Origin of the sequence: Mycobacterium sp. MFM001 (assembly GCF_003402475.1) — a bacterium.
Classification (GTDB): Bacteria; Actinomycetota; Actinomycetes; order Mycobacteriales; family Mycobacteriaceae; genus Mycobacterium.
In genome coordinates, this window is record NZ_BFAB01000024.1 from 20,358 (window position 1) to 32,090 (window position 11,733).

Consider the following 11,733-nt stretch of genomic DNA (forward strand, 5'->3'; position numbering starts at 1 on the left):
CCGGCGGCGCGGCTGGAGTTCCTGCTCGCCGACGCGGCTCCGGTCGCGGTGATCACCACCGCCGATGTGGCCGAGCGGCTCGACGGGCACGACGTGGTGGTCGTCGATGTCGCTGACCCGCGCATTGAGGTGCAACCGAGCACGGCGCTGCCGGCGCCGGCGCCGGATGCGATCGCCTATCTGATTTACACGTCGGGGACGACGGGTGTGCCCAAAGGGGTGGCGGTCACTCACCGCAACGTGACCCAGTTGTTGGCGTCATTGGATGCGGGTCTGCCGGTGGCGGGGGTGTGGTCGCACGCTCATTCGTTGGCGTTTGACGTGTCGGTGTGGGAGATCTTTGGTGCGTTGTTGCGCGGTGGGCGCACGGTGGTGGTGCCCGAAGCGGTGGTCGGTTCGCCGGATGAGTTGCACGCCATGCTGATTGACGAGCAGGTCGATGTGCTGACCCAGACGCCGTCGGCGGTGAACATGCTTGCCCCGCAGGGGTTGGAGTCGACCGCGTTGGTGATGGCTGGTGAGGCGTGTCCGGCCGAGGTGGTGGATCGGTGGGCGTCGGGGCGGGTGATGGTCAACGCTTACGGGCCGACGGAGACCACGATGTGTGTGGCGATCAGCGCTCCGCTGGCGGCGGGGTCGGGGGTGCCGCCGATTGGTTCGCCGGTGGCTGGGGCGGCGTTGTTCGTGCTCGACGCTTGGCTGCAACCGACGCCCGCCGGTGTGGTGGGGGAGTTGTATGTGGCCGGCGCCGGGGTGGCCTGCGGCTATCTGGGCCGGGCGTCGTTGACGGGGTCGCGGTTTGTGGCCTGCCCGTTCGGCGGGCCGGGTGCGCGGATGTATCGCACCGGTGATGTGGTGCGTTGGCGTGCTGATGGGCAGTTGGATTATCTGGGCCGCGCTGATGAGCAGGTCAAGATCCGCGGCTATCGCATCGAACTCGGCGAAATCCAGTCGGCATTGAGTGCGTGCGATGGGGTGGAGCAAGCGGTGGTCATCGCCCGCGAGGACCGCCCCGGCGACAAACGCCTCGTCGGCTACATCACCGGCAGCGCCGACCCGACCGACATCCGCGCCACACTGGCCGAGCGACTGCCGGCCTATATGGTGCCCACCGCCATCATGGTGCTCGACGCATTGCCATTGACGCCCAACGGCAAGCTGGATACCCGCGCATTGCCGACCCCCGAATACGCCGATGCCGGGCGCTATCGGGCCCCGGCCAACGCGGTCGAGGAGATCCTGGCCGGTATCTATGCCCAAGTGCTGGGGCTCGAGCGGGTCGGCGTCGACGATTCCTTCTTCGACCTGGGTGGCGACAGCATCTCGGCAATGCAGGTAGTGGCACGAGCACGCGCCGCCGGTTTGGTGTGTCGGCCGCGCGATGTGTTCGTCGAACAGACCGTGACCCGGCTGGCCCGGGTAGCCGGCACGGCTGATGCCGCTGGGCCCACCGACGACGGGGTGGGTGAGGTGCCCGCGACCCCGATCATGCACTGGCTGAACAGCATTGACGGGCCGGTGGATCAGTTCAACCAGACCGTGCTGATCCAGGCCCCCGCAGAGGCGGACCAAGCCGATGTGGTGGTGCTGGTGCAAGCCTTGCTCGATCGGCACGCCATGCTCCGAGCGCGGATGAATGAGGACGGCGCGGGGAACTTGACGGTGCCCGAGGCCGGGTCGGTGGATGCACGCGACTGTCTGCAGACGGTCGAGGAGATGTCCGACCAGGCGCTGATTCAGGCCCGCTCGCGGCTCAACCCGGCCGCCGGGGTGATGCTCAGCGCCTTGTGGGCGGCCTCCACCCACCAGTTGGCGTTGATCATCCACCACCTGGCTATCGACGCAGTGTCATGGCGAATCCTGTTGGAGGACCTCAATACCGCCTGGGGCCAGCACCACAGCGGGCAGCCGGTGGCGTTGCCGTCGTGGGGAACCTCCTTTGCCCGCTGGGCGGCACGGCTCACCGACTACGCACACCACCCCAAGGTGGTGGAGCACGCGGACGCCTGGAAGCAGGAGGCCGCGGCCTCGACCGTGCTACCCGAGCCCCGCCCAGAGGTGGATACCTATCAGAGCGCTGGCCATTTGTCCGTTGCACTGGACACCGAAAACACCGGCATCCTTCTCGGTGAGGCATCAGCGGCGTTCCACGCCGGGGCGCACGAGATCCTCTTGATCGCACTGGGCTTGGCGGTGGCGCAATTTGTCGGCAACGGCAGCGCGCCGCTCGGTATCGACGTCGAGGCTCACGGCCGCTATGACGAGCTGGGTGCCGACGTCGACTTGTCACGCACGGTGGGCTGGTTCACCACCAAATACCCGGTGGCACTGACTGTCGGCCCGTTGGATTGGGCGAAGGTAACGACGGGTGACGGTGCACTCGGGGCGATGATCAAGAATGCCAAAGAACAGCTGCGCTCCGTGCCCCACCCGCTGACCTATGGTCTTCTGCGTTACCTGAACCCTGATATCGATTTGGATGGGTCGGATCCGCCGATCGGATTCAACTACCTGGGCCGGCTCGGCGTCGCGGCAGGCGACGCAGTCGGTGAGGGATGGCAGCTCTGCCAAGAGAGTGTGTCGCTGACCGGTGTCGCCGCGGCGATACCAATGCCGTTGGCGCACACCGTGGAACTCAACGCCGGCACTGTCGACACCGAGTCCGGGGCGCAGCTGTACGGCGAGTGGACGTGGGCGCCATCGGCTCTGGATGAAGTGGCAGTCAGCGAACTGAGCCGGCTGTGGCTGCAGGCGCTTGCCGGTATCTGCGCACATGTGCGGGCCGGCGGGGGCGGGCTGACTCCGTCGGATATTGCGCCGGCGCGCTTGAGCCAGCATGAGATCGACGAGTTGCAGCAGCAGTACCGGATCGCGGACCTGTTGCCGCTGACCCCGCTGCAGCAGGGACTTCTCTTCCATGCCAACAGCGCTCAAAGCGACGACGACCTGTACGCGGTGCAACTCGATTTCACCGTGACAGGTGCACTTGACACGTATCGCCTGCGCGATGCGGTGCGCGCGGTGGCCAACCGTCATCCACACCTGGTGGCCCACTTCTGCGACCGGTTCGACCAACCGGTGCAAATCATCCCCGCCGATCCCGTCGTGCCGTGGCGCTATGTCGAGCTGGACGGTGGCGATGTCGAGGACCAGGTCCAAAAGATATGCGCTGCCGAACGCACCGCCGTCTGCGATCTCGCTCACCAGTCGGCCTTCCGGGCGGCGTTGATCCGCACCGCAGACGATCGACACCGGTTCGTGTTGACCAATCACCACATCGTGATGGACGGCTGGTCGATGCCGATCCTGCTCGGAGAAATCTTCGCCGGCTACTACGGGCAGCCACTGCCTGCCGCGGTGCCGTATCGCCGCTTTGTTACCTGGCTGGCGGAGCGTGACCTTGATGCGGCACAAGCGGTTTGGCGCGACGTGCTCGCCGGCTTCGACACACCCACACTGGTCGGTCCGCCGGATCGGTTGGCGGGCGGCGCCCGCGGCGTCGAATCGTTCGGGGCATCCGCAGCCACTACGCGGGCCGTCAACGAGCTGGCCCGCTCGTGCCACACCACTGTCAACGTCGTGCTGCAGGCCGCGTGGGCGCAACTGCTGATGTGGCTGACCGGTCGGCACGACGTCGCCTTCGGCACCCCGGTCTCGGGGCGGCCGTCCGACCTCACCGGCGCGGACTCGATGGTGGGCCTGTTCATCAACACGGTACCGGTGCGCGCATCCATCACCGCGGCAACCACCACCGCAGACCTCCTCGACCAGCTGCAAAAAACCGGCAACGACACACTCGAGCACCAACACTTGGCGCTCAACGACATTCACCACGCCACAGGTCTGGAGCAGTTGTTCGACACCGTCTTCGCCTACGAAAACTATCCGATAGACACCGGCGCATTGACGGGCGACAACGACCTGGCCATCACCGAAATCCGCAGCCGGGAATACAACCACTACCCGCTGACAATGCAAGCCACTCCCGGACAGGAACTGGGCATCCGCGTCGAATACGACACCGATGTGTTCGACGCGGCCAGCATTCAGCCACTCACCGAACGGCTGCAACGGATTCTGGTGGCGATGTCCGCCGACCCTGCTCGGCGGTTGTCGTCGGTGGATGTGCTCGACGAGCCGGAGCGCGCGCGCCTGGATGCGATTGGTAACCGGGCGGTGCTGACTGCGCCGGTGGGCATGCCGGTGTCGGTTCCGGCGCTGTTCGGCCAGCAGGTGGAGCGTGCGCCGGAGGCGGTGGCGGTCAGTGGGCAGAGTCGTTCGTTGACGTATCGCGAGCTGGACGAGGCGTCGAATCGGTTGGCGCACTGGCTTGCTGCGCGGGGTGCGGGTGCGGGGCGGTGTGTGGCGCTGTTGTTGCCCCGCTCGATAGAGGCTGTGGTGGGCATTGTGGCGGTGCTCAAGTCGGGGGCGGCGTATGTGCCGATCGACCCCGGTGTGCCGGCGGCGCGGCTGGAGTTCCTGCTCGCCGACGCGGCTCCGGTCGCGGTGATCACCACCGCCGATGTGGCCGAGCGGCTCGACGGGCACGACGTGGTGGTCGTCGATGTCGCTGACCCGCGCATTGAGGTGCAACCGAGCACGGGTTTGCCGGCGCCGGCGCCGGATGCGATCGCCTATCTGATTTACACGTCGGGGACGACGGGTGTGCCCAAAGGGGTGGCGGTCACTCACCGCAACGTGACCCAGTTGTTGGCGTCATTGGATGCGGGTCTGCCGGTGGCGGGGGTGTGGTCGCACGCTCATTCGTTGGCGTTTGACGTGTCGGTGTGGGAGATCTTTGGTGCGTTGTTGCGCGGTGGGCGCACGGTGGTGGTGCCCGAAGCGGTGGTCGGTTCGCCGGATGAGTTGCACGCCATGCTGATTGACGAGCAGGTCGATGTGCTGACCCAGACGCCGTCGGCGGTGAATCTGCTTGCCCCGCAGGGGTTGGAGTCGACCGCGTTGGTGATGGCCGGTGAGGCGTGTCCGGCCGAGGTGGTGGATCGGTGGGCGTCGGGGCGGGTGATGGTCAACGCTTACGGGCCGACGGAGACCACGATGTGTGTGGCGATCAGCGCTCCGCTGGGGGCGGGGTCGGGGGTGCCGCCGATTGGTTCGCCGGTGGCTGGGGCGGCGTTGTTTGTGCTTGATGGCTGGTTGCGTGCGGTGCCGGTCGGTGTGGTGGGGGAGTTGTATGTGGCCGGCGCCGGGGTGGCCTGCGGCTATCTGGGCCGGGCGTCGTTGACGGGGTCGCGGTTTGTGGCCTGCCCGTTCGGCGGGCCGGGTGCGCGGATGTATCGCACCGGTGATGTGGTGCGTTGGCGTGCTGATGGGCAGTTGGATTATCTGGGCCGCGCTGATGAGCAGGTCAAGATCCGCGGCTATCGCATCGAACTCGGCGAAATCCAGTCGGCATTGAGTGCGTGCGATGGGGTGGAGCAAGCGGTGGTGATCGCCCGCGAGGACCGCCCCGGCGACAAACGCCTCGTCGGCTATATCACCGGCAGCGCCGACCCGGCCGAATTGCGCGCCAAGTTGAGTGAGCGGTTGCCGGCCCACATGGTCCCCGCCGTCATCATGGTGCTCGACGCGTTCCCGTTGACGCCCAACGGGAAACTCGATACCCGCGCATTGCCGACCCCCGAATACATCGGCCGGTATCGCGCCCCGACCAACGCGGTCGAAGAACTGCTGGCCGGCATCTACGCCCAAGTCCTCGGACTCGAGCGCATCGGCATCGACGACTCCTTCTTCGACCTAGGCGGCGACAGCATCTCGGCGATGCGTCTCGTCGCCGCAGTCAACACAGGCTTGGATGCCGGCGTTTCGGTGCGCACCGTGTTCGAGGCACCCACGGTAGCCCAGTTGGCACCGCGCATCGGCCAAAGTGCCGGCCAGTTGGAACCGTTGACGCCGCGCCAACGGCCCGCAGTGATCCCGTTGTCATTTGCCCAGCAGCGATTGTGGTTCATCGACCAGTTGCAAGGCCCGTCACCGGTTTACAACATGGCGGCCGCGCTGCGGCTTCACGGGCGGCTGGACGCCGCCGCGTTGGGCCGGGCGCTCGCCGATGTAGTGGGCCGCCACGAGAGCCTGCGCACCCTGTTTGCGGCGCCCGAAGGGATACCGCGGCAGCTGGTGGTGCCCCCCGAACAAGCCGACTTCGGCTGGCAGGTCGTCGATGCCGGCGGCTGGCCGGCAAGCCGGCTGGAAGAGACCGTCAACGCGACGGTTGGCTACCCATTCGATCTGGAAGCCGAAATCCCGGTGCAGGCAAGGCTTTACCGGGTCAGCGATGACGAGCACGTGTTGGTGGCCGTGGTGCACCACATCGCCGCCGACGGCTGGTCGATCACCCCGCTGCTGCGTGACCTGGGAGTGGCCTATGCCAGTCGGTGTGCAGAACAGGCCCCCCGCTGGGCGCCGTTGGCCGTGCAATATATCGACTACGCCCTGTGGCAGCGCGAAATCCTCGGTGATCTGACCGACAGCCAGGGCCCTATCGCCGAGCAGTTGGCCTACTGGGAGGACGCTCTGGCCGGGATGCCCGAGCGGCTGGCGCTTCCCACCGATCGGCCCTACCCGCTGGTTGCCGATCAGCGCGGCGCGAGCGTAGCGGTCGACTGGCCGGCCGAGTTGCAGCAGCAGGTTGCCCGGGTGGCCCGTGAACACAACGCGACCAACTTCATGGTGATCCAGGCCGCGCTGGCGGTACTGCTGTCCAAGCTCAGCGCCAGTAACGATGTGGCCGTAGGGTTCCCGATCGCCGGACGCCGTGATCCCGCGCTCGACGAGCTCGTCGGATTTTTCGTCAACACCCTGGTGTTGCGGGTTGATCTGGCCGGCGATCCCAGCTTCGACGAGTTGCTGGCCCAAACTCGGGCTCGCAGCCTGGCTGCTTACGAGCACCAGGATGTGCCGTTCGAGGTGCTGGTCGAGCGGCTCAATCCATCTCGAAGCCTGACCCATTCCCCGCTGGTGCAGGTGATGTTGGCCTGGCAGAACTTCCCCTGGCAGCACAATGATTCCGCCGCAATGGCTTTGGGTGGCCTAGAGGTCACACCGCTGCCGGTGGACACTCGCACCGCGCGCATGGACCTGACATTTTCGCTGACCGAACGGTGGAGCGAGGCCGGTGCGCCCGCAGGGATCGGCGGAGCGGTCGAATTCCGCACCGACGTGTTCGACGCGGCCAGCATCGAATCACTCATCGAGCGGTTCGAGCGGGTGTTGGTGGCGATGACCGCCGAGCCCCGCCGGCGGCTGTCGTCGATGGATCTGCTCGACGCCGCTGAACACGCCCAACTGGACGAACTCGCCAACCGCGCCATCCTGACCCGGCCCGAACCGCTTGCGGTGTCGGTTCCGGTCTTATTCGCCGAGCGCGCCAGGTGCGCGCCCGAAGCCGTGGCGATCAGGTGGCGCGGCCACACGATCACATACCGAGAGCTTGACGAAGCGTCGAACCGGCTGGCGCACTTCCTCGTTGACCACGGTGCCGGTCCGGGCCAGTGTGTGGCACTGCTGTTGGAGCGCTCAGCACAGGCGATTGCCGCGATGCTAGCCGTGTTGAAGTCCGGGGCCGCCTACCTGGCCATCGACCCGGTGCTGCCGGCGGCGCGGATCGACTTCATGGCCGAGGACGCCGCCCCGATCGCCGCGATCACCACGACGGACCTGCGCGATCGGCTGGCCCCGCACAACATGGCCGTCATCGACGTCGACGATCCCGCGATCGAGAACCAGCCCAGCACAGCGCTACCGGTACCTGCCCCCGACGACATCGCGTACGTCATCTACACCTCGGGGACCACCGGGGTGCCCAAGGGGGTGGCGGTCACCCACCACAGCATGGCCCACCTCGCCGAGTCGATGCCCGACGACCTGTCGGCGGAACAGGTATGGACGCAATGCCATTCGTACGCGTTCGACTTCTCGGTATGGGAGATCTGGGCTGCGCTGCTCGGCGGCGGGCGGCTGGTGGTGGTGCCTGAGCCGGTGGCCGCCTCACCCGACGACTTCCACGAGCTGCTGGCTGCCGAACACGTGACTGTGCTCACCCAAACCCCGTCCGCGGTAAAGGCGCTGTCACCCGAGGGTCTGGGGCCGCTCGCGTTGCTGCTCGGCGGCGAGGCCTGCCCGGCCGAGGTGGTGGACCGGTGGGCACCCGGACGGGTGGTCATCAACGCTTACGGCCCGACCGAGGCGACGGTGTACGCGTCGATGAGTGCGCCGCTGACCCCCGGATCCGGTGTGGTGCCAATCGGTTCGCCGGTGGCGGGGTCGGCGCTGTTCGTGCTCGACGGCGGGCTGCGTCCCGTGCCGCCCGGAGTGGTCGGGGAGTTGTATGTGGCCGGTCGCGGGGTGGCATCCGGGTATGTGCGGCGGAGCGGGCTGACCGCGTCGCGGTTCGTGGCGTGCCCATTCGGAAGGCCCGGCACACGAATGTATCGCACCGGAGATCTGGTGCGCTGGCGCGCCGACGGCCAGCTGGATTATCTGGGCCGCGCCGATGAGCAGGTCAAGATCCGCGGGTACCGCATAGAACTCGGCGAAATCCAGGCCGCCCTCGCCGATTTGGATGGCGTCGAGCAGGCGGTGGTGATCGCCCGCGAGGACCGTCCCGGCGACAAGCGCCTGGTCGGCTATGTCACCGGCAGCGCGGACGCGGCCGGGCTACGCCAAAAGCTGGCCGACCGCCTGCCGGCCTACATGATCCCCGCCGCCGTGGTGGCACTCGACAGTCTGCCGCTGACGGTCAACGGCAAACTCGACACTCGCGCGTTGCCGACACCCGAATACACTGCCGGCCGGTATCGCGCTCCGACCAGCGGGGTCGAAGAGATCCTGGCGGCCATCTACGCCCAGGTGCTTGGGCTCGAGCGCGTCGGCGTCGACGACTCCTTCTTCGACCTTGGCGGCGACAGCATTTCGTCGATGCAGGTGGTGGCGCAGGCACGTGCCGCCGGCCTGGCGTGTCGGCCGCGCGATGTCTTCGTCGAGCAGACGGTGGCCCGGCTGGCCCGGGTGGCCGCAGTGGCCGACAGTGACCAAGACGTAGTCGACGAGGGCACCGGACCGGTTGTCGCGACCCCGATCATGCACTGGCTGAACAGCATTGAGGGCCCCGTGAACCAGTTCAACCAGACGATGCTGCTGCAGGCGCCTGCGGAAGCCGATGAGACCGATGTGCTCATGCTGTTGCAAGCCTTGCTGGATCGGCATGCCATGCTGCGGGCGCGCGCCGAGGACGGTGACGGCGCTTGGTCGTTGACTGTGCCCGAGGTCGGATCGGTCGATGCACGAGCTTACCTGCACACCGTCGACGTGTTGTCCGACGAGGCGCTGACGCAGGCGCGCTCACAGCTCGACCCGGCTGCTGGGATGATGCTCAGCGCACTGTGGGTGAGCTCGACACGCCAGCTGGCGTTGATCATTCACCACCTGGCCGTCGACGCAGTGTCGTGGCGGGTGCTGTTGGAGGACCTCAATACCGCCTGGGTCCAACACCGGGCGGGCCAGCCGGTGGTGTTACCGGCGTGGGGCACGTCATTTGCCCGCTGGGCCTCGCTTTTGACGGAGTACGCACACCGCTCCGAGGTCATGGTGCAGGCGGAAGCCTGGAAACAGGTGGCTGCGGCGTCGACCGCGCTACCGGTTGTGCAACCCGAACTGGACACGTATGAGAGCGCCGGGCATTTGTCGGTGTCGCTGGACGCCCAGACCACGCGGATGCTGCTCGACGAGGTGTCGGCGGCATTTCACGCCGGGATGCACGAGATCTTGTTGATCGGGTTCGCCTTGGCGGTAGCGGAATTCGTCGGAAACGGCAGCGCGCCGATCGGCATCGACGTCGAGGGCCACGGCCGCCACGAGGAGCTCGGCCCCGACATCGACCTGTCGCGCACCGTCGGTTGGTTCACCACCAAACACCCAGTGGCACTGAGGGTCGGCCGAATTGATTGGGCGCAGGTGGCGGTCGGCGACGCCGCACTGGGGGCACTGGTCAAGGACGCCAAAGAACAGCTTCGCGCCTTGCCCGACGGTCTGACCTACGGTGCGTTACGGTATTTGAACCCCGACGTGGATCTGGCGGTGTCCGATCCGGCGATCGGCTTCAACTATCTGGGACGGATGGGCGCCGCCACCGAGGCGGTGGGCGAGGGCTGGCGAATCTCCCCGGAGAACATGTCGGTAGCCGCCGCAGCTGCGGCCATACCAATGCCGTTGGCGCACACCGTCGAACTCAACGCCGGCACCGTCGAGACCGAGGCCGGCACCCAACTGTTCGCCGACTGGACGTGGGCGCAGTCAGTACTCGACGAAGCGCAAATCCACCGGCTCAGCCGGTCGTGGTTTGACGCCCTGGCCGGTATCTGCTTGAACGTGCGAGCCGGTGGTGGCGGGTTCACTCCGTCCGACATCGTGCCGGCCCGGCTGGGCCAACACCAGATCGACCAACTGCAGCGGCAATACGAGATCGCCGATGTGCTGCCGCTGACCCCACTACAACAGGGACTGCTGTATCACGCCGGGAGCGCCCACCTCGGCGACGACGATATCTATGCGGTGCAGCTGGCGATCACGGTCAGCGGCCGGCTCGACCAACACCGCCTGCGCGATGCGCTGCACACCGTGATCAACCGGCACCCCAACCTGGTGGCCCGATTCTGCGACCAGTTCGACGAACCGGTGCAAGTCATCCCCGCCGATCCTGCTGTGCCATGGCGCTATGTCGAGCTTGATGGTGACGACGCCGAAGACCGCGTTGAGCGGTTGTGCGCCGCGGAACGCGCCGCCGTCTGCGACCTCGCCCACCAGCCGGCCTTCCGGGCTGCGTTGATCCGCACCGCACCCGATCGGCACCGGCTGGTGCTGACCAATCACCACATTGTGCTCGACGGCTGGTCGATGCCGATCCTGCTCGGAGAAATCTTCGCCGGCTACTACGGACAGCGTCTGCCCGCCGCGGCTCCTTATCGCCGCTTCGTTACCTGGCTCGCCGATCGCGACCTTGGTGCGGCACAAGCGGTTTGGCGCGACGTGCTCGCCGGCTTCGACACCCCGACACTCGTCGGACCGCGAAACCGGTTGGCGCCCGGCCCCCGACACGCCGAGTCGTTCCGGGTGCCCGCCGCCACCACGCAGGCCGTCAGCGAGCTGGCCCGTTCATGTCACACCACCGTCAACACCGTGCTGCAGGCCGCTTACGCGCAGGTGCTGATGTGGCTTACCGGCCAGCACGATGTTGCCTTCGGGACCGCAGTCTCCGGCCGGCCCGCAGAAGTGGTCGGCGCGGACTCCATGGTCGGCCTGCTGATCAACACGGTGCCGGTGCGGGCGCGCATCACCGCGGCAACCACCACCACAGAACTACTGGCCCAGCTGCAAAGCACCAACAACGACACACTCGAGCATCAACACTTGGCGCTCAACGAGATTCACCGCATCAGCGGCCACCCGCAGCTGTTCGACACCCTTTTCGCCTACGAAAACTACCCGCTCGACACCGCCGCGTTGGCGGGTGCCGACGAGTTGGCCGTCACCGAATTCGCCGTCCGCGAATACAACCACTACCCGCTGACCGTGCAAGCCACGCCGGGCCACGAACTCACCATCCGCGTCGAGTACGACACCGACGTGTTCGACACGGCACGTATCGCGTCGCTGGCCGAGCGCTTGCAGCGGGTGTTGGTGGTGATGGTGGGGGATGCGGGGCGGGTGTTGTCGTCG

Annotated in this window: 1 protein-coding gene (cut by a window edge); it reads left to right on the plus strand. The window is 66.9% G+C overall.

The genetic code is table 11. The annotated features are described in order from the left end of the window. Nucleotides 1-11,733 carry part of the coding region annotated (locus MFM001_RS23390; RefSeq protein ID WP_238159371.1) for a non-ribosomal peptide synthase/polyketide synthase on the plus strand (this coding region is incomplete at both ends). The annotated region extends 20,357 nt beyond the left edge of the window, so 11,733 of the 32,090 annotated nt are shown.